At 41.5% G+C, this 25,543-nt stretch carries 24 protein-coding genes and 1 pseudogene; 7 read left to right on the top strand and 18 right to left on the bottom strand.

Going from position 1 to position 25,543, the window contains the following annotated elements:
• Nucleotides 1–339: 339 nt before the first annotated feature.
• Nucleotides 340–492 carry a hypothetical protein gene (locus V7K79_RS08325; RefSeq protein ID WP_335046481.1) on the bottom strand — a complete coding sequence of 51 codons (153 nt, stop codon included), beginning with the start codon at nt 490–492 and terminating at the stop codon, nt 340–342.
• Nucleotides 470–1,822 carry a hormogonium tapered terminus morphoprotein TftA gene (gene tftA, locus V7K79_RS08320; protein WP_335046480.1) on the bottom strand — a complete coding sequence of 451 codons (1,353 nt, stop codon included), beginning with the start codon at nt 1,820–1,822 and terminating at the stop codon, nt 470–472. Before tftA ends, V7K79_RS08325 begins: the two co-directional genes overlap by 23 nt.
• 172 nt (nt 1,823–1,994) lie before the next feature.
• Here tftA and dnaG point away from each other — a divergent pair, with 172 nt between their 5' ends.
• Nucleotides 1,995–3,953 (top strand): DNA primase, encoded by a 1,959-nt coding sequence (gene dnaG / locus V7K79_RS08315; RefSeq protein ID WP_335046503.1) that lies wholly within the window; start codon nt 1,995–1,997, stop codon nt 3,951–3,953.
• Between the two features lie 190 nt (nt 3,954–4,143).
• On the opposite strand, the gene V7K79_RS08310 is transcribed toward dnaG, so the two are convergent.
• The 4 genes from V7K79_RS08310 to cbiM are packed head-to-tail and all read right to left on the bottom strand — an operon-like array spanning nt 4,144 to nt 6,909.
• Nucleotides 4,144–4,929, bottom strand: a complete 786-nt coding sequence (locus tag V7K79_RS08310) for an energy-coupling factor ABC transporter ATP-binding protein (protein WP_335046479.1) — start codon at nt 4,927–4,929, stop codon at nt 4,144–4,146.
• A 20-nt stretch (nt 4,930–4,949) separates the two neighbouring features.
• The gene (gene cbiQ, locus V7K79_RS08305; RefSeq protein WP_335046477.1) at nt 4,950–5,729 is read right to left on the bottom strand and encodes a cobalt ECF transporter T component CbiQ; all 780 of its coding nucleotides are present in this window, start codon (nt 5,727–5,729) and stop codon (nt 4,950–4,952) included.
• Between the two features lie 22 nt (nt 5,730–5,751).
• A complete protein-coding gene (locus V7K79_RS08300) occupies nt 5,752–6,126 on the bottom strand; it encodes a PDGLE domain-containing protein (protein WP_335046475.1) in 375 nt (124 codons plus the stop codon).
• A 30-nt stretch (nt 6,127–6,156) separates the two neighbouring features.
• The gene (gene cbiM, locus V7K79_RS08295; RefSeq protein ID WP_335046473.1) at nt 6,157–6,909 is read right to left on the bottom strand and encodes a cobalt transporter CbiM; all 753 of its coding nucleotides are present in this window, start codon (nt 6,907–6,909) and stop codon (nt 6,157–6,159) included.
• Nucleotides 6,910–7,285: 376 nt separating this feature from the next.
• Here cbiM and V7K79_RS08290 point away from each other — a divergent pair, with 376 nt between their 5' ends.
• Nucleotides 7,286–7,684, top strand: coding sequence for an NAD(P)-binding domain-containing protein (locus V7K79_RS08290; protein ID WP_335046471.1), 399 nt, complete (start codon nt 7,286–7,288; stop codon nt 7,682–7,684).
• Nucleotides 7,681–8,355 carry an O-methyltransferase gene (locus tag V7K79_RS08285; protein WP_335046469.1) on the top strand — a complete coding sequence of 225 codons (675 nt, stop codon included), beginning with the start codon at nt 7,681–7,683 and terminating at the stop codon, nt 8,353–8,355. The genes V7K79_RS08290 and V7K79_RS08285 overlap by 4 nt, the downstream gene beginning before the upstream one ends.
• 344 nt (nt 8,356–8,699) lie before the next feature.
• Here V7K79_RS08285 and V7K79_RS08280 read toward each other — a convergent pair whose 3' ends face one another.
• Complete coding sequence (locus V7K79_RS08280) at nt 8,700–10,001, bottom strand: adenylate/guanylate cyclase domain-containing protein (RefSeq protein ID WP_335046468.1); 1,302 nt, start codon at nt 9,999–10,001, stop codon at nt 8,700–8,702.
• 175 nt (nt 10,002–10,176) lie between these two features.
• On the opposite strand from V7K79_RS08280, the gene V7K79_RS08275 reads away from it, so the two are divergent.
• Entirely contained in the window at nt 10,177–11,754 is a 1,578-nt protein-coding gene (locus V7K79_RS08275) for a DEAD/DEAH box helicase (protein WP_335046465.1), read from the top strand.
• Nucleotides 11,684–12,895: a DUF790 family protein gene (locus tag V7K79_RS08270; protein ID WP_335046463.1), complete on the top strand. Its 1,212-nt coding sequence runs from the start codon at nt 11,684–11,686 to the stop codon at nt 12,893–12,895. The genes V7K79_RS08275 and V7K79_RS08270 overlap by 71 nt, the downstream gene beginning before the upstream one ends.
• 75 nt (nt 12,896–12,970) lie before the next feature.
• Here V7K79_RS08270 and V7K79_RS08265 read toward each other — a convergent pair.
• Both V7K79_RS08265 and V7K79_RS08260 read right to left on the bottom strand, forming a co-directional pair.
• Nucleotides 12,971–13,066 (bottom strand): annotated as a pseudogene (locus tag V7K79_RS08265) (Uma2 family endonuclease); the annotation flags it as partial.
• Between the two features lie 33 nt (nt 13,067–13,099).
• Complete coding sequence (locus V7K79_RS08260) at nt 13,100–13,831, bottom strand: ABC transporter ATP-binding protein (protein WP_335046461.1); 732 nt, start codon at nt 13,829–13,831, stop codon at nt 13,100–13,102.
• Between the two features lie 176 nt (nt 13,832–14,007).
• Between V7K79_RS08260 and V7K79_RS08255 the strand changes: the two genes are divergently transcribed.
• On the top strand, nt 14,008–14,847 hold the full coding sequence (locus V7K79_RS08255; RefSeq protein ID WP_335046459.1) for an Rpn family recombination-promoting nuclease/putative transposase: 840 nt from the start codon (nt 14,008–14,010) through the stop codon (nt 14,845–14,847).
• A 278-nt stretch (nt 14,848–15,125) separates the two neighbouring features.
• Here the strand turns inward: V7K79_RS08255 and V7K79_RS08250 are convergent, their stop codons facing one another.
• Both V7K79_RS08250 and V7K79_RS08245 read right to left on the bottom strand, forming a co-directional pair.
• Nucleotides 15,126–17,768, bottom strand: a complete 2,643-nt coding sequence (locus V7K79_RS08250) for a TonB-dependent siderophore receptor (protein ID WP_335046458.1) — start codon at nt 17,766–17,768, stop codon at nt 15,126–15,128.
• 116 nt (nt 17,769–17,884) lie between these two features.
• Nucleotides 17,885–18,874 carry an AraC family transcriptional regulator gene (locus V7K79_RS08245; RefSeq protein WP_335046455.1) on the bottom strand — a complete coding sequence of 330 codons (990 nt, stop codon included), beginning with the start codon at nt 18,872–18,874 and terminating at the stop codon, nt 17,885–17,887.
• A 43-nt stretch (nt 18,875–18,917) separates the two neighbouring features.
• On the opposite strand from V7K79_RS08245, the gene V7K79_RS08240 reads away from it, so the two are divergent.
• The gene (locus V7K79_RS08240; RefSeq protein WP_335046453.1) at nt 18,918–19,094 is read left to right on the top strand and encodes a hypothetical protein; all 177 of its coding nucleotides are present in this window, start codon (nt 18,918–18,920) and stop codon (nt 19,092–19,094) included.
• 66 nt (nt 19,095–19,160) lie between these two features.
• Here the strand turns inward: V7K79_RS08240 and V7K79_RS08235 are convergent, their stop codons facing one another.
• The 7 genes from V7K79_RS08235 to V7K79_RS08205 all read right to left on the bottom strand — a co-directional run bounded on the left by V7K79_RS08235 (nt 19,161) and on the right by V7K79_RS08205 (nt 25,298).
• A complete protein-coding gene (locus V7K79_RS08235; RefSeq protein WP_335046451.1) occupies nt 19,161–19,952 on the bottom strand; it encodes an ABC transporter ATP-binding protein in 792 nt (263 codons plus the stop codon).
• Between the two features lie 51 nt (nt 19,953–20,003).
• A complete protein-coding gene (locus tag V7K79_RS08230; protein ID WP_335046449.1) occupies nt 20,004–20,951 on the bottom strand; it encodes a branched-chain amino acid ABC transporter permease in 948 nt (315 codons plus the stop codon).
• A 54-nt stretch (nt 20,952–21,005) separates the two neighbouring features.
• Complete coding sequence (locus V7K79_RS08225; RefSeq protein WP_335046447.1) at nt 21,006–21,608, bottom strand: Uma2 family endonuclease; 603 nt, start codon at nt 21,606–21,608, stop codon at nt 21,006–21,008.
• Nucleotides 21,609–21,622: 14 nt separating this feature from the next.
• Nucleotides 21,623–22,573 carry a branched-chain amino acid ABC transporter permease gene (locus V7K79_RS08220; protein ID WP_335046446.1) on the bottom strand — a complete coding sequence of 317 codons (951 nt, stop codon included), beginning with the start codon at nt 22,571–22,573 and terminating at the stop codon, nt 21,623–21,625.
• Between the two features lie 7 nt (nt 22,574–22,580).
• On the bottom strand, nt 22,581–23,840 hold the full coding sequence (locus tag V7K79_RS08215) for an ABC transporter substrate-binding protein (protein WP_335046444.1): 1,260 nt from the start codon (nt 23,838–23,840) through the stop codon (nt 22,581–22,583).
• 291 nt (nt 23,841–24,131) lie between these two features.
• Entirely contained in the window at nt 24,132–24,455 is a 324-nt protein-coding gene (locus V7K79_RS08210; RefSeq protein ID WP_335046442.1) for a DUF6464 family protein, read from the bottom strand.
• A gap of 348 nt (nt 24,456–24,803) precedes the next feature.
• Nucleotides 24,804–25,298, bottom strand: a complete 495-nt coding sequence (locus V7K79_RS08205) for a hypothetical protein (RefSeq protein WP_335046440.1) — start codon at nt 25,296–25,298, stop codon at nt 24,804–24,806.
• Between the last annotated feature and the right edge of the window lie 245 nt (nt 25,299–25,543).

Raw genomic sequence — 25,543 nt, 5'->3', positions numbered from 1 at the left:
TACTGGCATTAACACCATTGACAACTGCTCCTCTAGTAGTCTGCCAACCCAAAGATGCGCTTGTGAGGGCTGGGGAAAGGGGAAAGGGAAAAGGGTAAGGGATTTAAAACCTTTCCCCCTGCCCCTTATCCCCAGAGGGGGCCCCACCTTCCCCCTTTCCCCTTACCCTTTTCCCCGCCAAGTCACGAAAGCGAACTACTAGGCGTAATTTCAATTTATGTTGCAGTAAATGTCATGAAAATTTCTCTTTATACTTTGTAGTTTGCAAGGAAGCGATTGTATCTGTCAAAATAATACACTATTTCGATACATTTACAGTAGTATGCAATGACTATATTTTTAGACTGCTGGAATCAAAGCAGAAATACTTAGTACAATAAACAGCTGAAGCAGATCGTGTTTACGATGGCGTTCCGCCCATCGTAGGCGATCGCACTGTGCAGAACCTGAGTAATATTCCTTTCCTTGCTCAAAGAAGTCCTGCTGATTCATATAATCGTTTAAGCATTGCTGAAATCTTCGTACTATAATCCAAATCTGCTGACCATCGCCCTGATAGCTGATCAATTAATGGCGCAATCCCGCGTGTGACAAAACGAAACCTGGGATCTACTACTTCCTGTACCAAAGGTTCTAAACTAGCGTAAGCTTTCAAATGTTGAACGTGCGCCCTAACTCCAATTCTTGCACTTGGGAAAGACGCAGCCTCCGAACCACCACCGATCGCACCTAAGCCTGCAAAGTTATTTTGCTCAGGTTTAATATCACCACCAAACCGTAAAAATCCAGTTTCTACACACATTTGGCAAAAGGCAATATCATAGTTAACTCCCTCTATACCTGCTTCTTCGCGATAAAGTTTTGGGATATCAGGAAACTTTGCTAAAGCATTTTCATTATTATTTCTGAGGAATAATTGTAACTGGACTTCGGAAGTACTACCGTTTGACATTACCCGCGAAAATTGACCAGGGCAAACTACTAAATTCGAGCGTAAGCTAACAGTGCGCGTTGCAGCATCCCAAGTGACTGCAACATTAAAATCTCGCAGTTCGATGGCTTTGACATAAACCACTTTGTGATAAGTAATTCGATTCACATTAGCCGCTTTTGAAAGGTCAATTCGTAAAAGGTCTACTAAATCAATGGGGATGTAAGCATTACCATTAACTAAAACACCTTGCTCAGTGTAACTTTGTCCATTAATGTTAATATTAATTGGCGGATAATTTGCTTCTGTTGGAGTTCCAGGAGTGGGGTCAATTACACGACTCCAAGTCACTAATCCATCGACAATTCCCAAAGCAAAATCGCGGCGACGAGTTTGCAGCAAAGCCCGATCCTCTGGATTGCTAAGAAACCCCACTTGTATTACCAAAGCTGGCAGCGTTGTCTGACGACAGAATGCTAATTTACCCAATCCACTGTCTGTATCTGGTTTGACTCCGCGATTCGGTAATTGGGGTACGCGGCGCAATAACCCTATTAGTAACTGTTCAGCATTACTCTTGCGATCGCTATTATTAACAATGTAGAAAACGCTAGCCCCACGCACAGAAGGGCTGTTAGCCGCATTAGCTGTAATTTCTAGAGCGACATCGCCCCGACGGCCACGAGAATTGATCCAGGTGATAGTTTGGGCGGCGCTCAAGTCATCAGGAACCGCCAAAATTTCCAAACTCCGCGCTCTGAGTTCGGTGACTATCAAATCCCGCAGCAGAATCATTTCTTTGGCTTCAGTTGTACCACCTGCGATCGCACCTTGATCTATTCCTCCCGCTTCTTGGCCTCCATGAGCTGCTGATATAAAAATACGCCCCATTTTCAGTATTTCCTCTGATAAAATTAAGTTTAAGCAATTGTATACATCATTCTTGGTCTAGCAACAAGAATATAATAGCGATCAGAAGTCTAAAGTCATTTGTCCTTTGGTATTTCTCCAAAGTTCATGACCAATGACCAATGACCAATGACTAATGACTAATGATAAAGCCATGCAAATCCCCCGCTTGCACCCAGACACAATTGAGGAAGTTAAACAACGGGCTGATATTGTAGATGTCGTCTCGGAATACGTAGTTTTACGCAAACGAGGAAAGGATTTCGTCGGTTTGTGTCCCTTCCATGATGAGAAATCTCCCAGTTTCACCGTTAGTCAAACCAAGCAAATGTACTATTGCTTCGGCTGTCAAGCTGGGGGAAATGCCATTAAGTTTGTCATGGAGTTGGGGAAGCGTTCTTTTGCTGATGTGGTGCTAGATTTAGCACGGCGTTACCAAGTACCTGTACAAACACTTTTACCCGAACAACGCCAAGAATTACAGCGTCAGCTATCTTTGCGCGAGCAGTTATATGAAGTTCTGGCAACGTCTGCCCAGTTTTATCAACACGCCTTGAGACAATCCCAAGGGCAAAAGGCACTTCAATATTTACAATCTGATCGCCAACTCAAAGAAGAAACTATACAGCAATTTGGTTTAGGTTACGCCCCCGCAGGTTGGGAAACTCTTTATCGTTATTTAGTGGATGATAAACATTACCCAGTGCAGATACTGGAAAAAGCGGGATTGATTAAGCCACGCCGAGAAGGAGGCAGTTATTATGATGTATTTCGCGATCGCTTGATGATTCCCATTCGTGATATCCAAGGGCGCGTCATTGCCTTTGGTGGGAGAACTTTGACGGATGAACAGCCTAAATATCTGAATTCACCAGAAACGGAACTTTTTAGTAAAGGTAAAACATTATTTGCCCTCGATCAAGCCAAAGATGGGATTTCTCAACTCGATCAAGCGGTGGTGGTGGAAGGATATTTTGATGCGATCACTCTCCATGCTGCTGGTATTAATAACGCCGTTGCCTCACTCGGTACAGCTTTAAGCTTGGAGCAAGTGCGGTTAATATTACGCTACACCGAATCGAAACAATTAGTACTCAACTTTGATGCTGATAAAGCCGGAACAAATGCCGCCGAAAGAGCGATCGGTGAAATTGCCGAATTAGCATATAAAGGCGAAGTTCAGCTAAAAATTCTCAATTTACCTGATGGTAAAGATGCTGATGAATACTTGCACAAGCGTTCTCCCGAAGATTATGGAGAACTGCTAAAAAATGCGCCACTTTGGCTAGACTGGCAGATTCAGCAAATTATTCAAGACCGAGACTTAAAACAGGCTACTGATTTTCAGCAAGTAACTCAGCAAATAGTCAAATTACTTAAAAATATAGCTAACAGCGATACACGAAATTATTATGTTTCTTTTTGTGCTGAAATACTCAGCTTGGGAGATACCAGACTCATACCTCTACGAGTCGAAAATCTGCTAACTCAAATTGCTCCGGCTGCGGCTACATACACTAAGCCTGTGTCAGCTAAAAAAGCATGGGGAAGTGGTAAAGTTTCTCCACTCCCCATTTCCAACTCCTCACTCTCCACAGAACGCAGCCTTTTAGAACGCGCAGAGGCGTTATTGTTGCGAATTTACTTGCATTGTCCCGAACAGCGTCAAATAATTGTTGACGAACTTCTTGAGCGAGATTTGCAATTTAGCCTTTCCCACCACCGGTTTTTATGGCAACAGATTTTAGAAATTTCATCCGGTGATGGAGAGACGAAAAACTTTGCGTCTCTACCAAATTTAATTTCCCGCCTCCAAGATCGATTCTTAGAATTTGACAGCGAGATCAACTTAATTTCTCATTTATTTCATGTGGATGAAAAAAACCAGAAAGAAATACTTCGGACTCCGCAAGTAGTTCAAGCTGCGATCGCTTGTATGGATTTAGTAATGCTTGAAAAACGCTATCGTCACTTTTTGGAACTATGGCAACAAACTGACCCGGAAGCTGAACCAGAGCGGTATCAATATTATTATCAGGCTTTCTATGCTGAAAAAATCAAGCTTCAACAAATAGATCGACAACGTTTATTTTCCATCGCAGAGTTAAGTTGACACAATAGACCCCCTGCCTGCTGCTAAGAACTGCGTCTTAATGATATAGCAGGAGGCAGGAGGCAGGAGGCAGAGGGCAGGAGGTAAAACTATTGCTAACTCTCTTCTTTCACCCCATCCTTATGTCCTAACCTATGTGACTACGGCTATAAGTCTTTAATCGGACACGATATGACTGACTCAAACGAATTCACACTGTTTGAGATTGGCTGACAGGTGCGTGTTCCAGATGACAGTAGGGGCGACTATAGCTTAGTGGTGACTCTAAAGCGTGCCCAAGCAAAAACTCTGAGTTGCTCATAACTTGTTCAGTTTTGCCATCGTACACGATCTGACCTTGACTGAGAACAACTGTGCGATCGCACAAATCTAAAGCTAAATCTAAATCGTGGGTTGCAATTAGTTGTGTCAGAGGTAAACTTTGCAGTAGTTCGATGAATTGACGGCGAGAACGAGGATCTAATTGAGCCGAGGGTTCATCAAATACTAATATTTGTGGATTCATGGCTAACACACCAGCGATCGCAATCCGTTTCTTTTCACCTCCAGATAAATTACCCGTATAGCGTTGTCCATACCATTTATGATCGATATCAACTGCTGCCATTGCATGAAGAACTCGCTCTTGTAATTTTTCATCTTGCATCCCTAGATTCATTGGGCCAAAAGCAACATCTTCCCAAACTGTTGGCATAAATAACTGATTATCTGGATTCTGGAACACCAAACCCACAAAATTCCGAATATTTCGCAAATTTTCAACAGTTATAGCCCATTCTCCAATCGTTATCTGTCCCGACTGAGGCATAATAATTCCGTTGAGATGTAATAGCAACGTGGATTTTCCCGAACCATTAGCTCCGATTAATGCCACTCGCTCAGTTGCTTTGATAGATAAATTAATTTCCCTCAAAGCTTGAGTTCCGTCAGGGTAAGTATAGTTAAGATTTTGAATTGATATTGGATTATGGTGCATTGAGAAAACGCCAACAAAAGTTATTTCCGCCAGTAAATAGCCTGACCCAACAGCGCTAAAGTTACAGTCAAACTCAAAGCTACAAAGTCTCGTTGTCCCCCTGAAGAAACTTTTTCCATCATCGGTGGTACTCCTTGATAACCACGTGAAAGCATCGCCTGATAAACTAAATTTCCTCTGTCGTAGGTGCGGATAAACAGCGCTCCAATCATGTTACCGACGATTAAACGTATCGAACGATTGCCGTTCATCAGGTTTCGGGACTCGGCAGCTCGACGCATAGCGTTAAACTCGCCAATTAATACGCTTATATAGCGATACATAGATGCCAAAATCGCTACTAGTAGCGGTGGGGTTTTCAGTTCCAGCAGGGCGTGAAGTAGTGCGGTTACTGAAGTTGTTAATGTTAGTAAATTTAGTATCAATAGCGATAGCGAAGCTTTAAGCGCCACACTACCCAAAACAGTTAGCCCCACTGTTGTAATCTGTAGTGGCCCCCAAGACCATAACACCTCGCCACCACCCCGGAATAAAGTACCCAGGAGAACGACACCAATAAATGTGAACTCAACTGCCAAGCGTTTCAGTAATACTAATAGGGTAACTCGACTTAGCAATAGCAGGCTAAAGAGAGCTAATCCATAAATAGCCCAAGTCCACCAATGCCCATCTGGTGTTAGAACAATGGCAAACACGAACAATAATGTACATAGTATCCGAGTACGGGGAGCAAGTTTGTGCCAGGGAGTAACCTGTTTGCTATCGACATCCAGCACAAATGCCCCAACGTGTAGCAGCATGATGTTAAGTTCCTATCAATATTTAATCTGGAGTATCTGAGTCTGAATAGGCATCATGCTCTCTAGGAGGTGAAGTTGAACCACGTACAACTAGTTTGCCAATACCCCAGGCTAAACCAAAAGTTGCTAAAGTTCCGACTAAACCAGCCAACGGTGTGGCGATCTCGGATGGTACACCTCTAAGAGCATATTGATTAAAAATGCCGTAAAAGGGTAACTTACGAGCTGGCGTATCTTCATGTGCCTTGCTGTCAAATTTGAAGTCTTGTGAAACTCTATTGAGGCCATCTGGGTTTTTACTTGCCAGTGGTGAAAGGAAAATTGCAATTAGCAGAGCAATACCTAAGCCAGCAATGACAAAGGCACGGTTGCGCGATCGCGAGAGGTCGCTATTCATAAGCATTCAGTCCTGATTCAATAAATACCTTCAATACCGAGAGAAGGGACGAGAGACAGTTGATTTTGTCTGACGTGGCGGATCGTAAAATAAGTCAGGTCGAGTCCGCCAAATAAAACTGAGTGCTACTACGGTAATCACCGCCTCGCCAATGCCAATTAAAACGTGCCAAGAAGCCATCGCACTCAAAGCCACCGCCAGAGGAACTGTTCTAGAGATAGCAAGTTCCAAGGCACATATAATTGAGGCTACCACTACGCTTGTCCAGGCTGCGATCGCTGCGCCAATTACCACTCCTCGCAAGGTATCGCGCCCAGTAGCAAATCTAACTGTGCGATAGAGATAGTAACCACCAAACGTACCGATTAATCCCATATTAAAGATGTTGGCCCCTAATACCGTCAGTCCACCATCTTGAAACAGAACACCTTGGACAATGAACACTGCGACCATGACTAGCGAACCAGCCCACGGCCCTAATAAAGCTCCTGCTAGCGTTCCACCCAAAAGGTGTCCAGAAGTCCCTCCAGGAATCGGAAAATTAATCATTTGTGCTGCAAAGATAAATGCTGCACAAACTCCCATTAAAGGTACAGCACGTTCTTGGTATTCTGCCTGTGCCTGTCTAATAGCTAGAGCAATTAGACCAATGGCAATTATCCAGGTGACAAGGATAACGGGTAGGTTCAAGAAGCCATCTGGAATGTGCATGGCCAAATGCGGCTGTATTATCCAGTACGGCCAGCCCAAGGACGAAATACCCGCGAACGCTACTGTGTTCATATTTAAGAAATGTCCTTTGCAGCCAGATTATTTAAGGATCTAGTTTTTCAGTAGACCATTTATTTTGTATAAACTTCAATCCCGTAGGGGGGCATAAAAAGTACAAACTGATAGTGTTTCTGCTTGCTAGTTTTCAGTAAAACTTAGGATTTGGTGTACCATTGGGTGCAGTATTAGGATACTTAGCAGCGATCGCAGTTTGAGTAGGGATTATCAAAGCAGGGTTCGTATCAACCTTAGACGATTTTTTCAATGGACAAAAGCCTTTATCATTCTGGTAGCTGCGGGACTTCTAAAAGGTGCAGTCCGTGCTGTTTGTTGACGACTCAATTACCTGAATTAACTTGTTAAACACAAAGTAGATATAAAACTTTCCATGCCTATCCAAACTATTGGTATTTTAAGTCCGGGTGATATGGGACAAGCGATCGCAGCTGTTCTCAATCAACATGGATTAAAAACTATTGCTGCCCTAAACGATCGCAGCGAACGAACTCGGCAACTAGCAGCCGCAGCCAACATCCAAGATGTGGGTTCCCTCAGACAATTGGTAATTGAATCTGATGTAGTGCTGTCAGTTCTAGTTCCCGCAGCAGCTACCCAAGCGGCGAAGCAAGTAGCTGAGGCGATCGCCAATGTGGGTAAATCCATTATCTACGTTGACTGTAATGCGATCGCCCCTTGGATGAAATCATTACAATCCTCTCTAACGAAGCAAGCTCGGACAATTAATCTTGAGTATTTTTTCGATGGGGTAGAAAGCAAGAATCTATGACTCAAGAGCAATGGACTGCGGTCGATCGTTACTTTACCGATTTGCTAGTGCCGCCTGACCCTGCGCTGGATAAGGCGCTCCAGACTAGCGCCGCCGCCGGATTACCAGCGCACAATGTTTCGCCGAATCAGGGCAAACTGCTGTTGCTGTTAGCGCAAATCCAAGGAGCGCGAAGCATCCTGGAGATTGGCACACTAGGCGGCTACAGTACAATCTGGCTAGCGCGGGCGTTACCCAGCAATGGACGGCTAATCACGCTGGAGGCAAATCCAAAGCACGCCGAAGTTGCTCGTGCCAATATCGCCCACGCTGGTCTATCCGATATTGTTGACCTCCGGCTTGGACAAGCACTTTCGACACTACCACAGATTGCCACCGAGAATCACATCCCATTTGACCTAATCTTCATCGACGCCGACAAGCCAAGCAATCCCGAATACTTCGCGTGGGCACTCAAACTTTCCCGTCGTGGTAGCCTAATCATCGCCGATAATGTCGTGCGTAACGGAGCGGTAATTGATGATGCCAGCAACGATCCTAGCGTTCAGGGGGTGCGTCGCTTCAACGAACTACTTGCTTCTGAGCCGCGCGTCAACGCCACAGCAATCCAGACCGTGGGCAGCAAAGGATACGACGGCTTTGCGATCGCGATCGTTACCGCCGACGAATAAATCCAAACATCATATAAAACCCTTACTGTTGCATCAGCTTCTTGCAGAGTATGGAAGTTCAGTAGCTCAAAATCATCCTGCCCCTGCCTCAAAACCCGTAATGGACCTTAGAGGTTGTTTGAAAAGTCATGACTGATGTATCAAATATTTTTTACCCCACCCTAACCCTCCCCGTATATATTGGTGGGGAGGGAACTGGATTTTTCGGTTTTCCCCCAGTACATCTGGGGGATTAAGGAGGGTGATTTTAATCACAGCCAACCACTTTTCAAACAACCTCTTATGTAAAAGAAAAGTGCTGTATATATTTTATTTTTGAGTTTCCGTCAAAAAGTATAGCTTTATTAAGCTTTGAAATTAATTCCCTTAAGTATATAAGTCATCATTTCACCTTTACCTTTAACCTGAATTAAACCTCGTTTATCCAATAAATACTTATCTTTTAAAAGCTGATAACTTGCTTCACAAACCTGGATACTACCTGCAATACCATGTGATTCCATTCTACTAGCTATATTGACTGTATCTCCCCAAAGGTCGTAGGCAAACTTTTTCAGCCCAATCACTCCTGCTACTACCGGCCCTGTACTAATGCCAATACGGATGCTAAAGGATTGATTATTTTCTGCGTTAAAAGTAGCTACAGCATTTTGCATATCTAAAGCCATGTTAGCTATTGCTGGAGCATGGTTATTAGACTGATTTGGCAATCCAGCAACAGCCATATACGCATCGCCAATGGTCTTGATTTTCTCTACTCCATGACGTTCTGCTAATTGGTCAAATAGACAGAATATTGTGTTTAATAATTCGACTAATTCTGCGGGGGAGGTGTGAGATGAAAGCTCTGTAAAGCCAACAATATCAGCAAATAGTACTGTTACTTCCAGAAAGTTATCGGCAATAGTTGCCGGTTGTTGTTTTAATTGTTCAGCAATCATCTCTGGCAAAATATTTAGTAGTAGCCTTTCTGATTTTTGTTGCGCTAATTCCATTGCTTTCCGAGCGTAAAACTCTTTTTTTCGTAAGCGTTCGTATAAATAAACAGAGAAAACACAAATTATGCAAGTCCAAAAAAAGTATAATCCTTGCTCAACATAAAAAGCTAATGGATTTTTCAAGATTGGGCTATATAAAATATATAATGTTAAATAACAAAGTATTGTTCCAATTTGAGATATTAAATGTATCCACCACTGAACTGGAATGATTGTAGCCTGAGTGAGAAACATCAAAGTCCAAATATTACTTCTAGGTTCTAAATTATTGAATAGCAAAGCTATATCAATTTGAACAGCACAAGTTACAGACCAGCATAAACTCAAAAAAATTAAATCAGGATAGCGGCGACCGATAGGAGTTTTGCATAAGCCCCAACAAATAAGAGTAAATAACTCTACTACAATACCAATTTTAAAAGCGTATATCTTACCTTCTACTTGTGAATTTACCCAAAGAAAAAAAGCAATTAAAGTCAAGCCAGCTATCAATATAATCTGCGCCTGCAATTGCAGTCGATTCAGCAAAAAGCTTTGTCGCTGTTCTTTGTAGGATTCGGCAAAGTTATTGTTTGTTTGCCGATAAGACATTCCGTGATTAATGAGCGCATCTAGCTGGGTTTTATCTGAGTTATTTGGATTAATCATGCACTTTTTGCGTTATTAGTAATCAATAGATTGAGGAATGGGGACTAGATACTAGATACTAGATACTAGATACTAGATACTAGATACTAGATACTAGATACTAGATACTAGATACTAGATACCAAGTACTCAGGACTAAGAAAAACTTTCCAATCCCCAGTCCCTAATCCCCAAAATGGCTCGTACCCCTACATTAAATTTTGATCGTGGCACATTAATTTTGCATCCACCACCACGCGGTAAAGGTTGGATGGACTATGCTACGTGGGATGATAGAGTTGAAAAATTCCGCATCCCAGCAATTAGATACCGATCGCTAGTGGAAGCACTACAAGCCGAAGATGTGAATTTTATCGATGAGGCAAAGCAATTTTATCCTGTAGATTTGGTTCCCACTTTGGAAATGGAACCCTATCCCCACCAGACTGAGGCGTTAGCGGCTTGGAAATTGGCAAGTAGACAAGGGGTGGTTGTGCTTCCTACGGCGGCGGGAAAGACTTATTTGGCGCAAATGGCGATGCAATCAACGCCACGCACGACGCTGATTGTAGTGCCAACTTTGGATTTGATGCATCAGTGGTATGCACATTTAGTAGCAGCTTTCCCCGATGCTGAGGTGGGATTGCTGGGGGGTGGTTCGCGGGATAGAACGGCAATTTTAGTTGCAACTTATGATAGTGCCGCAATCCATGCTGAGACGTTAGGAAATCAATATGGTTTGATTGTTTTTGATGAATGTCATCATTTACCGACAGATTTTAATCGGGTAATTGCTGAATATGCGATCGCACCTTATCGCCTGGGACTCTCTGCAACACCAGAACGCACCGATGGTAAGCACGCTGACTTAAATATTCTCATTGGTCAAGAAGTATATCGCAAACGCGCTGAAGATTTGGCGGGGAAGGCGTTAGCAGAACATGAAATTGTTCAAATTAAGGTAAAGTTATCGCAACTTGAGCGGGAAAGATACAATCAACTCATTCAAACTCGCAATGACTTTTTAAAGCAATCAAAGATTTCTTTGGGAAGTCTACAAGGTTGGCAAATGTTCGTGCAAATGAGTGCGCGATCGCAATCTGGACGTAGAGCAATGTTAGCGCATCGAGAAGCGAAAGATATTGCTTTGGGTACTGATGGAAAATTGCGAATTCTAATTGATTTATTGGCAGAACATTATCCAGCGAGAATTTTGATTTTTACTGCGGATAATGCAACAGTTTACCGTATTTCTCAAGAGTTATTAATTCCGGCAATTACTCATCAAACTCCGGTGAAAGAACGGCATGAGATATTAACCAAGTTTCGGGAAGGTAAATATAATACCTTAGTTGCTTCTCATGTGTTAAATGAAGGGGTTGATGTGCCTGCGGCTTCTGTGGCAATTATTTTATCGGGAACGGGTTCGGCTAGGGAGTATACTCAGCGATTGGGGAGGGTTTTACGAAAGGGGAATATTGAGAATAAGCAGGCGATTTTATATGAGGTGGTGGCGGAGGATACGAGTGAGGAGGGGACTTCGGCGCGGCGAAGAGGAGAGAGAAAAGCAGGGGGAGAAAAAGAGAGGAAAGGGAACTTACAGGTTGTGTATGGGAGTGGTAAGGAAAGGAGTTTGAAGGCTGCGGAACAGTTAGAAATTAATTATTCAACCGGAAGTTCAAAATCTAAAATCCAAAATTCAGATGTTACCAACAGATTTACTGATGCATCGCCAAAACGGAGAGGAGATTATCCCGAAGAGACTAAAGATTGATCAGAAAACTTCGGAGTTGGCGATTGAGTTAATTAATTATTTTCAATCAGCAGTGGGAAAGACTCAAGGTGTACTTGAGCGACAACTGACTGATTTTGAAGGAGATTCTACAGATTATCGGGTGAAGCGGGGATTAGCTTATATTCTCAAAAGCAGTTTTTGCACTTTTGAAGTGGTTAGTCCTCTAGAACCACAGATGTTAAGAGAACGGGTATTTTCTTTGGCTGCAAAATCTATTTCTAGTCGAGAATCAACACAAGTTACTTTGAGTAAAATTGCTGATGAGTTAACTCAAGAACTTGAGCGGGAAGTTTTAACAGAACAGGTTTGTAATGGATTATATGCTGATTTATCTGAGAATAAGATTTTGATAGTGTTTGATGCACCAACAGCACCAGATTTATTAAATAGATATAACTTATCTCAGGTACAGGGTGTGTTCTATAAGGCCAGTCAACTGGTATTAAATGCTCACCGCAATGTTCCAGGTGAATATAAGCTGTTATTTCGCTATTTAAAGTTGTTTCAATTGATGGCTTATATTGAAGGTGATGCTGACCACGGATTTACAATTACCATTGATGGACCGACGAGTTTGTTTAATCCTAGTACGCGATATGGATTAGCGATCGCTAAACTTATTCCGGCTTTACTTCACGTTACTAAATGGAGTCTTTCTTCGATTCTCCAAACCCGTGACGCTTATACAAATACTTGGAAAACTGGGCGTTTTACTCTCAATTCTGAATGTGGTTTAGTATCCCACTATCCACCAGGTAAGCCTTACGATAGTATGTTAGAAGCATCTTTTGCTGATAAATGGGATGCGTTAAAAAGTGGTTGGGCGTTAGAGAGAGAAGTTGATTTGATCCCAATTCCTGGTAGCGTAATGATTCCTGATTTTCGCTTGGTGCATCCTGATGGACGCACCTTCTTGTTAGAAATTGTTGGTTATTGGCGACCTGAATATTTACAAAAGAAGTTTTCTCAAGTGCGGCGTGCTGGACGTGACGACTTAATTTTGGCAATTTCTGAGCGACTTAATTTAGAAAAGGCGGGAGTAAAATTAAATGATGTCCCCGCCAAAATTGTTTGGTTTAAAGATAAGTTATTACCAAAAGCTGTGTTAGCTGTAATGTAATACTTCTCGGTTAAGAATTAAGCAGTGTTGAGAATAAAAAAAGTACACGATTGAAACTTACTACGTTGGCTTTTAAATAATTTGACCTTTGATGTATTCGGAGCTAGGTTTGGTTTCTGGTAGTTTCAAAAAATCTTCTAAAGTTAGGCGTTTAGTTGGTGATTTGACGATTTACTTATATATCCAAAGTTTTCATTTAATTAATTATCCTAAATAAGCTTTTTTGACTCGCTCATCACTCATTAATTCTGATGCTGCGCCTGTTAAGGTAATAAAACCCGCTTCTAAAACATAACCGCGATCAGCAATTTGCAACGCTAGATTCGCATTTTGTTCAACTAGTAAAATAGTCACACCTGTAGCCCGCAGATTTTCAATAATAGAGAAGATTTCCCGGACGATCGCAGGTGCTAAACCTAAGCTAGGCTCGTCTAAAAGCAACAGTTGTGGTTTACTCATAACAGCGCGAGCGATCGCTAACATTTGCTGTTCACCACCACTGAGAGTTCCTGCTAGTTGATTGCGTCTTTGTGACAAGCGCGGAAATAGCTCAAATTGGCGCTGAATATCTGCTTTTATCTCTGCTTGATTAGAGCGAATATAAGCACCCAAAAGTAAATTATCAAATACTGTTTGTCGCGCTAATACCCTACGCCCTTCAGGACAATGGGCGATACCAAGTTGTACAACCTCGTGAGTTTGGCGGCGGGTAATATTATGTCCATTATAGATAATTACGCCACTCTTAGGATTAACTACTTTAGATATGGCGCGGAGTGTAGTAGTTTTACCAGCACCATTAGCACCAATTAGAGTAACTACTTCACCTTTTTGAATAATTAAATTAATCTTTTTCAGAGCTTGGATGCCGCCATAATTTACATCAAGTTCTTGAACTTCTAGAATTGTATAGTTTGTTTGATTATCAGATTTCATTGGCGGTTTACATCCAGAAATGTTAATTCAAAACCTAAGATACATCAATCATACATTTCTTAAAACAGTGGTAGGCGTATCCCATCGTAGACATTGCTTCAACTTAAAAACCAACGCCAAAATATTGCAATCTTTATGATGTACTATTAATTACTGATAAATATATCAAGCGTCCTGTGGCAAAAGCAGCAGATATTGGCAGCAAGCGACTAATTAATTTAGCTCCCGATGCATGGGTACAGTGGGTGACACAGTGTCCTGAAGTCGTGGCCAAAGAAATTCTCGGCTCTGAGTTTCACTGGATTAGCCGCGAAACAGATGTGCTGGTGAAGGCATACAGTGCCACTCACGGAGATTTTTTAGTAGTAAATGAACTACAACTGCGTTACACAACACAGATGCCTCAACGGATGAGAGCCTATGCAGCGCTAGCACAAGAACGCTATCGACTGCCAACTTACCCAGTACTGATCAACATTTTACCGCCTCCATCCACCTTAACTATTGTCAATAGTTACGAGCAGGAATTTTTGGGATTACGTGCCATCCAAGATTATCGCGTGATTAATTTGTGGGAAATCGATGCTGAAATAGTGTTTGAGCAACCACTACCATCGTTGTTACCCTTTGTGCCAATCCTGCGAGGGGGAGGAGAGGTATCAGTTGTGCAACGCGCATTACAGGCGCTACGAGCAGATGAACAGTTGAACGAGTTAGAATCATTGCTGGCATTTTTTGCTAGCTTTGTTTTAGACACGCCTTTAGTGGAACAAATCATGAGGTGGGATATGGCAGTATTGCGAGAATCGCCTTGGTATCACGAGATCGAGCAAAGAGGTATTCAAGAGGGTGCGCGACGGCAGTTAATCCGAGTATTGGAACAACGCTTTGGTGAAATTTCCCATGAGGCAGAAATAAGGCTTGAGGGCAAGAATGTGGAACAATTAGAAACTTTAATGGATAGCGCGATCGCTGTGAGTTCTTTAGACGAATTTGTGAGTATTTTGTCTATTTGAGCAAACAGCGATCGCATTTAGATTTTTCACAGTTATTATCTGCCTAAATTATTCAAATCTTCAAGGGAATTGGATATACTAATCGCTCAACCCAAAGACTGATTGCCCTCTAGCCTTCTTAAAACTACACCGAAACTGTTCCCAAAACTGCAAACGGTCGGTCAAGATACACACTGTCTATACCATCGGCACTTTCTCAAAGTAGTAAACATCAAATTTGTTACTCTCCTGAGAAAACTTGTGTGTACATGGTGGCCTTTTCAAGAAGCTAGAGAAGATCAAAACTCCCACGAAATCGTGCCCTGCACAGTGAACGGCTCGCCAGGATAAACAAGCAAAAGGTCACGAGCAGAATCAAAATAATCCACATCAAACAGATTTCTGAAATTAACCTGTGCGCCAAGCTGTCCTTGTTTATAGAAAATGGCAGCATCAGTACGGAAATAGCTCGGCAGTTCAAAGGAATTGTCTAAATCTGCCTGGCGTGAGCCTACATAGAATAATCCCAAACCAAAGCCGAGTCCTTTGAGACTACCAGATTGAATTTCATACTTCGTCCACAAATTGAAACTATTTTTTGGGACATTGTTGAGGTGATTACCTGGTGTGTAAGTATTGTCTTCGGTGATTATGGCATCCGTGTAAGCATAACCTGCAATCACATTCAAACCGGGTAATATTTCACCCCCAATGTTGAATTCGATACCTCGGCTGCGCTGCTCACCTGTTTGAATCGAATAATCTTGATTAATTGGGTCTTCAGTCAAGACATTCGAGCGAGTCAGATTATAGAAAGCAAGTGTTGTAGAAATTCTCTGATTCAAATCTGCCTTCACCCCGACTTCATACTGCGTGCTACGTTCTGGTTCAAAGGTGCTGCCATCAAAGCTAATTCCAATCGCTGGGGAAAACGAGCGACTATAGCTGGCATAGAGTGAAATTGGTTCTATGGGTTGGTAAACAATACCGAAACGAGGGCTAAATGCATCTCCTGACTGGCTGCTTTCGGTGTTTGCGATTAAATCTCCATCCGTCTGTTTAAAGGCATCAAACCTTACACCCAACAGCAACTTCAGATTCTGACTCAGCGCGATCTGATCTTGGACATAAATACCAAGTGCCTCTGTTAGAGAAGAACCATTCTGAGAACCCAAACTTTCACCTAGAGATCGGTCATACACTGGGTTAAACAGGTCAATGGGTGCTGCACTCCTATTGTTAAATAAATATTTAGAATCATATCTACTCAGGTCAAATCCAAACAACAACTGATGCTGAATGGAGCCAGTTGAGAATTTGCCAACGATGTCTGTTAACAGATTGTAAGCTTCGTCATTAAACTCTCCTTGATTAAATTCTCGATTTAGTATTCGGTTATCCACCAAAGGAGTACCATCACGTAGAAAAGCACTGGTTTCAAAATGATAAAATATTGCCCGAAAAGCGTTTTTTAATGACCAGTTGTCACTGAATTTGTGTTCTAAACTATATCCAATTCTACCAATGTCTTCATGAACGTAATTGTCATTCCTGTCAGGTCCACTCGTGTTCAGGTTGCGTAGTATTTTTCCATTTGGGTTAGGTAGTACAGTGCCGAAGGCTGGTAGCCACAATCGATTGGTGTCTGCACTGATATACTCTCCTTCCAAACTTAGTTTTGTTCGCTCACCAATTGCAAAACTCAAAACTGGGGCAATCAGTAGATTTTTATCATGAGCAAAATCGATAAAACTGCCTGCATCTTTATAAGACACATTCAGTCGATACAGCGCTGTTTTGTCATCGTTTAAAGGCCCAGACAGATCCACAGCGCCCCGATAATAGCTGTAACTTCCAACCGTTGCTTCAAGGGCATAGTAAGGAGTTGAGAGGGGCTGCTTGGTAATCAAGTTGGCTGTGCCACCAGGACTACCATTACCAAACAAAGCTGAAGCTGGACCCTTGAGAACTTCCACTCGCTCTATATTGGACAGTTCCAGTGAGCGATCGCCCAGAGGATCTGCCAGACCATTCCTGAGCGTAATCCCACTATTAAAGCCCCGAATGGTAAATCCACTTGATTCGCTATTGCCAGGTGGTCCAGATGATGAAACCACACCGGGAACATTTCTTAAAGCATCGTTCAAGCGAGTGGCTTGTTGATCGCGGAGTACCTGTTGGGGTACAACTTGAATTGATTGCGGGATATCGCGCAAGGGTGTATCGGTTTTGGTCGCAGTGGTCGCATCTGGTACACTGTATCCATCTTGTTCTCCTGTAACCACCAACTCAATTGGCTCATCACTTTCTGCCGATGGTTGCTGTGGCTGGGTTTGGTTTACTGGCTGCTCTACTTGAGGTGTTGGTTGTGTTTGGGGTGGCTGCTGTGCAGTAGATGCAGCAGTTGTCAACCCAAAAATCAAACCTTCATCACTGTCAAATAACTCGACTGTTGGTGAGCTTGCCTCCCCTATAACTGTCACACGGATAGTATTGGCATCCAAGTTATTGACTGTTATTTCAGTAATTCCCGCAAGTGGTTTTTCAGAACGGAATGTAAATGCCTCACCCGACGGTAGGCGCAACTGGGCATTAGGAATATCAGCAATAAAATTATTATCGGTACTGCGATTTGTAACTTGTAACTGTTGCCCTTTGGTAGTTTGTAAAATTACCTCCACACCTTTAGCGGTGGGATTTGCCTTCACTGCCGTCACTTGCACAACTTCACGAATCGGTGTTGCTTGTGGGGTTGACGATTGAGAAAACAACCCGCTAACATTGGTGGCTGGGCGTTCAATCTCGCTCAGTCGCTTAATTGTTGTAATTACTGTTGGCGAATTCTGTTTCACTTGTGCCCGTGCAGATTGTGCCATCAACAACGGCAGAAAACTTATCCCCAACCACAGCAAAATATTAGACGACAACTCTTGAATCCTCACAATAATTCCCCACACTCCAGTAACCAAAACTCTCTTTGTTGAGAAGATTTCTAAATAAACTCGAAATGTAGATTATAGGAATTGGATGACTCACGTCTACCCCAATACAGAACTAATCATCGCCAAACAAACTTTTCACCCAACAAACACTGACTCGGAGAAATACCAAACTTACGTTTAAAAGCAACACTAAAGTGTGTGGGATTGGAGTAACCAGTCATAATTGCCACTTCTAGCACTGTGCGATTTCCTTCTCTGAGCCAACGTTCTGCTCGCTCCATGCGTTTGTCTGTCAAGTAACCAAATACGGTAGTACCAAAGAGTTTCTGAAAACCACGTTGAAGGGTGCGATCGCTTACTCCTACAAGTTGTGCTAATTCTAATAATGATGGTGGATTAGCTAGGCAAGAGAGTAAAATTTCTCTTGCCTGATATATACGCTCAACAGTTCCAGCTCTAAATCGCGGTTGTGGTTGCAATCCACCTTGATCAGCTAAGAAAGGGGCAAGTTGCAGCGACATTAACTCTAGCACCTTCGCCTGTAAATACAAACGCTTCGTCATCCCCTGGTAGGGACAGTTGACTATTTGTTGTGCCACTGTCTGTATTGCTGTTGTAGTTTTTGGGTAGAGCAATGTCTGCCACTCGTTACCTTTTGCCAAAAAACGTAGTTGCGGTGGAATTTCTCCGTTCCCTGTTGGGAAAAAGGTTGCCAATAACTCAACAGGCATACTGACGCCAATACCCACCTGCGCTTGAGAAGCCAAAAAAGTCATATTTCGTTGAATGCCGCCACCTGAAATGAGTGTGTATCCTTCTCCTAATTGCCCTCCAAATTCATCTATAGTTGTTCCTGAAAGACTAACAGCAAATTCCAAAGGGTGAACGCATTCACAGCCTGGTTCCAGTATGTCATCGTAGTATTCGTAGTTACCAATCCCCAGCCACACTTGGGGATACACTTCTATGCTTCGGGTATATCCTTTACCCAGTTGCCTGGGTATTTGAGAATAAGATTCATAAGGCTCTGACGAGTTTTGCTGGCTATTTTGTCTAGCTTCTGCCCATAAGTCTCTTTCTTGTTCCAACGTTAGGGTAATGGTCATAATTAATAATAATGATAAATTTTATCATTAATTATAGGTTAGTATGGCGTTAGCAGAGCTTACGGTCGGTATCGCTCATGGCAGTTTTCAGTCACCACACAAGCCACACGTAGGCGTAGCCAGACGTAGGCATTGCCCAAATTTTTTTCGTAATTCATTCTTGATAGCTAGCGATCGCACAACCCCATCACTAGCCGTTACCAACATTGCGGACGAATAAGTTAATGCAGCAAATAATATTGAGGAACTACAACAGGTTTTGTAATTTAAGCAGATAGCTTAGATATCATTCATTTCCCAAATAAGCTTCAATGACAGCCGGATTATTTCTGACAGCTGCGGGTTCACCCAATGCAATTAATTGACCAAAATCTAATACAGCAATGCGATCGCACAAACCCATAACTAATGGTACATGGTGTTCAATAAGGATGATCGTCAAATTGAAGCCATCGCGCAGACTACGGATAAATTCACTCAATTGCTGCTTTTCGTTGGGGTTCATTCCCGCCGCCGGTTCATCGAGAAGTAATATTTGCGGTTCTAATGCTAAAGCACGGGCAATTTCTAGACGACGCTGATCGCCATAAGCAAAGTTTTTGGCTTTTTCATCAGCGCGATCACTTAATCCCACCAAATCCAATAAATCGAAAGCTTTTTGCTTAGTTTTCAATTCTTCATTAGGTGCTGGTGGTAATCCCAAAACTCCTGTAATCATATTACTTTTAGTGTGTAGATGTCGGGCAATTCTCACATTTTCTAATGCCGATAATTCCCCAAACAAGCGGATATTTTGGAATGTACGGGCGATACCTAAAGCCGCAATTTGATGAGGACGCAGTTGAGAAACTTCTGCACCTTGATAAATTAATTGGCCGCTAGAAGGGGGAATAAAGGCAGTAATTAAATTAAACAATGTTGTTTTGCCAGCACCATTCGGGCCAATCAGTCCAAAAATCTCATGTTTCTTTACACTAAAAGATACATTATTTACCGCCACTAAACCACCAAAGCGGCGAGTTAATGCTCTTGCTTCTAAGACAATATTGCTGTTAATTTCTCTAATACTATGTGACATTTGTGCATATTATTATGAATATAAAACTGACACAATAACTCTTTTAAACTTTTATTCCTTTGCGCCCTTGACGTACTTGACGGTTCGTTTTTTCCTTTTAAAAATATCTGGAGTAATTAACCCTTGGGGAAAAAAGATTGTACCTATTACTATAAGAAAGCCAAAAATAATTAATCTACCATCTTGCAAAAACTGTGCTAACCAATTAGGTAAACCACCAGTATCAGCGAGGCTTCGCAGAATCTCTGGTAAAGCTGTAAATACCATACCTCCGACTACCGGGCCTAAAAAAGTTCTCGAACCACCAATTAAAACAAAAGTTAAATATATAATACTGGCATCAAAAGTACCTTGACGAGCATTCCAGGTATTGAGGAAGTGAGCGCTAATTGCACCTACAACCCCTGCAAGTATAGCCCCTAGCGTAAATGCTAAAACTTTGTAATAAGTGGGAGCAATTCCCATTGCACCCGCAGCTAATTCATCTTCGCGGATAGCAATGAAAGCCCTGCCGACGCGGATGCGTTCTAAACGATAAAGTAGCACCATACTAATTAATAGTAAAGGCAGAGCAATCCATAAATATTCAAGTTGTGTTTGGAAAGGTTGAGGAATACCAAAAATTCCGACAGCACCGCCTGTAATATCGAGATTCAGGGAGATGACGCGCAGAACTTCTACAAAAGCAATAGTTGCGATCGCTAAATAAATTCCTCGCAACCGTAACGCTGGAATTCCCACTAATACACCCAATAAACCAGAAATCACACCAGCAATTAACATCTCCAATAACAACAATGGAATCGGAAAGAAACTACTGCTAGATGTAAACACTTTGGTAGATAAAATTGCGGCAATATATCCACCTAAAGCATAAAATCCAGGACTAGCTAAAGACAATTGTCCTGTCATTAAAGGTAAGTAAAGCGATAACCCTAGTAGTGCCCCCAATACCATAGAGACAATTAAAGAAGCGTAAGTAGCGAAAAAATCAGCCATTTTATTTTAAAATATTTTCACCTAACTTAATAAAACTATCTTTTGTATCAATTACTAAGCTGTTAATATTCGCTCTGCTGTCAGCACCAGTTCAGGAAAAGTTCGTGACACAATTCGTTCTGAATCTCTAAAATGTGTGCATTGGTATTGTCCTTCAACATCTAATAGAAAAACAAATACAGCCGGAACTTTTGGATTTACTAAATACTCTCTTAGTCCAATTGCCAAATAATCTACAATCCAATATTCTGTAAGACCTAAACGTTGATATTCATCTAATTTATCAATATAGTCATCTTCCCAATTAGTTGATGTCACCTCTACAGCTAATTGTATGGGTTCTTCAAGTGCAGCATAAGCAGAACGATTTGAGCGCCATTTATCTTTATCTATGACACTTACATCAGGCTTGCGCCCTTGCTCTATTCCATTAGCAGTTATAGTTTTAAAGACTGCTATATTTTTTACTACGTAATTCAGATTTAAACGTTTAATTTCGTCTTTTAAAGAGTCAGCCATAAAGTCAGCGACATCATCATGATTTCTGGTTGCACGCACCTCTACAATTTCTCCATCTACAAGTTCATATAAACCTTCTTCTGGACACTGTTCTAAAAATTGCTCGAAAGTTAACTTTTGTTTGGTGTATATTTTCATAGTATTACGTCTCTTTAAACTTTCTGAATAAACCGCCGTCCTAGCAAACCTTGAGGTCTAACTAATAGCATGATAAACAAAATTGCAAAAGCTACTGCGTCTTTATATCCAGAATAATCAGCAGGGACAAACGCCTCGACTAATCCAATTAATAAACCTCCTACCACTGCACCGGGAATACTACCTAAACCACCTAAAACAATTACTGCTAAACCCCGCAAACCAAAAGCAATGCCGAAATATGGCCCGGCAATACTAACACTAGAAGCAACTAAAGTTCCTGCTAATCCTGCTAAAAAACTGCTGATGAAGAATGTTAGGATAATAAAGCGATCGCTATTAATTCCTAACAAACTAGCTGTAATTGGATCTTCTGCGATCGCTTGCATTGCTTTACCATATTTAGTTCGATTGATAAAATAGGTAAGAATTGCCACAATCACCACTGATACAGCAAAAATTACCACCTGAACAGTGCGAATCGGAATTGGGTTTTCTGGACTACCAAAGTTAATCGCAGGTGGCAAATTACCGTAAGTATTTGCAGGGTATGTGTAACTTTCCGCGCCGATTAAATATTGGATTGAATTAACAATTACCACTGCTACTCCCAAGCTGGAAACAACAGTTAGCAAGGGATCAGAGCCTTGACGGCGCAAAGGTTGAAAAGCAACACGTTCCATCACTACCCCTACCAATCCCGCTAATGTGCTTCCTAAAATCAAGGATATAGCAAATGGTAATTTTATCGGTAAGGCTGCATTAGCCAGCAAGCCATTAAATCCAAAGTTCCCACCCATAAGTGCATAAGTGAAATATGCACCCAAGGTAAAAATCGCGCCATGAGCTAAATTGATGATGCCCAAAATAGAATAAACCAAGGTATATCCCAAGGCAAAAATTGCATAGACACTGCCAATGGATAACCCATTTAATAATTGCTGCAAAAAGAGATTTATATTCATTTTGCAACTATTTTAGGAATGTGAATTTACCTTGACTTCCATCTTTTTCCATTTTTATTTGAGCAACATAGAAATCTTTTTGTACAACTTCACCTGTGGGAGTAAAACCAATTTCACCTAACGGTGTATTGTATGCTCCTTCAAGTATTTGTTTGTTTAACTGCGTTCGTAACTCTGGTAGCTGTAGTTTATTGATTTTGCTCTTTTTATCTAAAGATTGCAGTGCTTCGACATAAATCTGCACTGCTGTAAAAGCTTGGGCGCTAAATTGAGGTGGTTCTTTTTTATATTCTTCAATATAGGCTTTACGAAACATCGTGTTAATTTCACCTGGATGTTCTGGACTGTAGGCTTGAGCAATCAATACACCATCACAAAATGCTTTACAAACTGGCAATAAATTTGATGTATTTAGACCATTTCCACCGACAATTAAACCTTTATAACCCAGTTCCCGCAATTGCCTAACTAAATTACCACCATCAGCAGCCAAGCCAGAAATAATTACCAAATCTGGTTTAAGATTAATTGCATTGGTAGCTTGGCTTTGAAAATCTGTGTCACTGGTTTGGAATTTTTGTACTGTTACTAATTCCAGCCCTTGATCCTTAACTGTTTGCTGAAAAATTTCCGTTTCTGATTTGCTAAATGCATCATTTTGAGCATAGAAAACAGCGACTTTTTTAAGTAGGGGGTTTTGCTTAAGTGCAGCTTTCACCGAATTAGGCGCAACGATGGAAACTGGTGCAGAAACACGAGCAATGTAATCACCAATTTCGGGAATATTTTTAGCAGTATTTGATGGGCCAATAATTGGTACTTTTGCCCGTTCGCCAATCGGATCGGCACTAAAAGCTTGCTGTGACAAAGTTGGCCCGACAATTCCAATAACTTTATCTTTATTAATTAAAGTTTGAAAAGCGTTAATTGCTCCTGCTTCATCACCACTAGTATCTTGAAAAACTAATTTAATTGGTGTACCATTTACACCACCTTTACTATTAAAATACTTCTGCGCAAGTTTAGCTCCAGCTACTTGCTCTTGACCGAGTAATGCGACATTACTAGTTTGGGCAACACCAATACCGATGGGAATAGCATTTGATAATGTTCCTGTTGTCGCTGGGGTATTGGTTGCAGTGTTATTTGGGGTAACTGTACCAGAAATTGGAGAATTTGGCATTGTGATAGTGCCACTATCACAGCCTGTTAGTAGCAAAGTGCAAGTTGATAATAATGCTGTTGTCCGAGCGATCGCGTTGTTCATCGTTGGATAATCATCTAGTTATGAGATATTCGGCAAGTGTTAATAGCAAAGTTCATAATCTGCAAAAAAAATGATGCAGATTTACACTTTTGCACGAATTCTATTAAATCATTCTTATTTCACCATGCAAAGAGAAATATTCAAAGTGCTTGTAAATACAAATTATTATAATTAGTAATGATTTTATCATTCCCTGGTTTTAGTGCTACGAAGTCGCTGGAAAACTATTTACCTCAGAACGTCTGTGTTAACCAGACAATATTAGGTGGGTTAAGTATTGAGTGAGGAATCTTAAGTGCTTTTTTCATTACTAGTTAATTCTCTCGGTTCGTAGTGACGGCAACCGTTACATGGGCCTTCAGGATTGACAGCACAACGCATATAGCCAGATCGGGCATTAAATTTGCAGCTGATATCGCCAATCAGATAACCTACCCCTTCTAAATAATAGCGATCGCCTTCCACAGGTCTAAGGTTTTGCCGTCCCTGTACCAGTGGAAAATTCATGGCTGCTTGCCTCATCCGCAAGCGCGATCGCCGGGTTCTACGCATCATCCACAGGGAAAGTAGGGACGGTAAAAAACCAATGGCAATCACTAAAAGTGCCTTTAACACCTTCTTTTTACCTCTTCTGAGTGCTGATTGATTGTCCCTGATGTTACACTCTGGTTTTACGGAAGTGCAAATATTAGGGCGGCTTTGTTTCTTTGTCACCAACTATGGTTGCAAAGAAATAATGGCAGTGTAGTATAGCAAAGTGCTGAGTGCTGTTAGCGTCAGTGGGGCATTTAGCCCGTGCTGAGTAGAAACTCAGTATTATCATAGGTTTCAGCAACCAACATAGTCTTAACCTATGCTTCGACTGCTATATCTAGCAATTTTGAGAAATAAGTTCCTTCTGCCACTTCAATCAGCATAACTGTTACAACCTCAAGGGTGATCTGCCGTTGAATGTTGATAATTTTAAGATTTGTTGACTAATACCTTTTTCAAGAAGGGTTTTGTGTCTGCTTCAGCTTCATTCTTGTTTTTTCTGTGTCGCTGCGATGCTAATCTTTTTCTGGTTTGCTGACGAAGTTGCTGTGCTAGCAATGTAGCTTCCCTTTCGGCTCGGAATAAATCAACTTTTCGCGTTGTCAAAATAAATGATTCGTCAGACTTTTGTTTCACCCAAGGGATGCTAACTGCGAAATACTGACAAATATTTTTGCATAGTTCCTTTATCAAGAATGGGCAACGTTTTTGAGTATTCATTTTGTTAGCGATCGCTTTCAACTCTAATATCGCTGCTTCTAACTCTTCCGCCATCTGATTGATGCGTTCGACTTGTGTTATAAAACGCTCCCGTTCACTGATGATTTTTTTTTCTTGGGGTTGCAGTGGCACTATTGCAGTAGTTACAAATGTAGGTTGGAACAGCAAAATGGGCTTTTTGTCCGTGTCTGGAATTTTTTTCATACTACCTCAAGCAAGGCTAGCTGACTTTTAAAGCATTTTAGCAGCTAATTAGTAAATTTGTACTATGAAATCACCCCACCCCGGTTTTGTCTAAAGCCAAAACTGCCTATCCAAAGGTTTCGTTTAATTAAAAAAACATTCTCTAAGAAAAAGTCAACTATTGCAAAAAATAAATCATTTTTTTGAGTTCTAAATAAGTTATGTATGTTTTAGGTGTAATTCACGGAATTTCATTTAAGTACACT

The sequence above is a fragment of the Nostoc sp. genome, from assembly GCF_036917575.1.
Lineage (GTDB): Bacteria > Cyanobacteriota > Cyanobacteriia > Cyanobacteriales > Nostocaceae > Nostoc.
This window is presented reverse-complemented; position numbering and strand designations above follow the sequence as displayed.

Coding starts and splice junctions, on each gene's coding strand:
- V7K79_RS08215 (WP_335046444.1), bottom strand. CDS start 23,840: ATGAACAACGCGATCGCTCGGACAACAGCATTATTATCAACTTGCACT.
- V7K79_RS08290 (WP_335046471.1), top strand. CDS start 7,286: ATGCCTATCCAAACTATTGGTATTTTAAGTCCGGGTGATATGGGACAA.
- V7K79_RS08245 (WP_335046455.1), bottom strand. CDS start 18,874: ATGACCATTACCCTAACGTTGGAACAAGAAAGAGACTTATGGGCAGAA.
- V7K79_RS08260 (WP_335046461.1), bottom strand. CDS start 13,831: ATGAAATCTGATAATCAAACAAACTATACAATTCTAGAAGTTCAAGAA.
- V7K79_RS08240 (WP_335046453.1), top strand. CDS start 18,918: ATGGCGTTAGCAGAGCTTACGGTCGGTATCGCTCATGGCAGTTTTCAG.
- V7K79_RS08300 (WP_335046475.1), bottom strand. CDS start 6,126: ATGAATAGCGACCTCTCGCGATCGCGCAACCGTGCCTTTGTCATTGCT.
- dnaG (WP_335046503.1), top strand. CDS start 1,995: ATGCAAATCCCCCGCTTGCACCCAGACACAATTGAGGAAGTTAAACAA.
- V7K79_RS08285 (WP_335046469.1), top strand. CDS start 7,681: ATGACTCAAGAGCAATGGACTGCGGTCGATCGTTACTTTACCGATTTG.
- V7K79_RS08325 (WP_335046481.1), bottom strand. CDS start 492: ATGAATCAGCAGGACTTCTTTGAGCAAGGAAAGGAATATTACTCAGGT.
- V7K79_RS08270 (WP_335046463.1), top strand. CDS start 11,684: ATGTTACCAACAGATTTACTGATGCATCGCCAAAACGGAGAGGAGATT.
- cbiM (WP_335046473.1), bottom strand. CDS start 6,909: ATGAACACAGTAGCGTTCGCGGGTATTTCGTCCTTGGGCTGGCCGTAC.
- V7K79_RS08220 (WP_335046446.1), bottom strand. CDS start 22,573: ATGAATATAAATCTCTTTTTGCAGCAATTATTAAATGGGTTATCCATT.
- cbiQ (WP_335046477.1), bottom strand. CDS start 5,729: ATGCTGCTACACGTTGGGGCATTTGTGCTGGATGTCGATAGCAAACAG.
- V7K79_RS08230 (WP_335046449.1), bottom strand. CDS start 20,951: ATGGCTGATTTTTTCGCTACTTACGCTTCTTTAATTGTCTCTATGGTA.
- V7K79_RS08235 (WP_335046451.1), bottom strand. CDS start 19,952: ATGTCACATAGTATTAGAGAAATTAACAGCAATATTGTCTTAGAAGCA.
- V7K79_RS08280 (WP_335046468.1), bottom strand. CDS start 10,001: ATGATTAATCCAAATAACTCAGATAAAACCCAGCTAGATGCGCTCATT.
- V7K79_RS08225 (WP_335046447.1), bottom strand. CDS start 21,608: ATGAAAATATACACCAAACAAAAGTTAACTTTCGAGCAATTTTTAGAA.
- V7K79_RS08310 (WP_335046479.1), bottom strand. CDS start 4,929: ATGCACCATAATCCAATATCAATTCAAAATCTTAACTATACTTACCCT.
- V7K79_RS08205 (WP_335046440.1), bottom strand. CDS start 25,298: ATGAAAAAAATTCCAGACACGGACAAAAAGCCCATTTTGCTGTTCCAA.
- V7K79_RS08275 (WP_335046465.1), top strand. CDS start 10,177: ATGGCTCGTACCCCTACATTAAATTTTGATCGTGGCACATTAATTTTG.
- tftA (WP_335046480.1), bottom strand. CDS start 1,822: ATGGGGCGTATTTTTATATCAGCAGCTCATGGAGGCCAAGAAGCGGGA.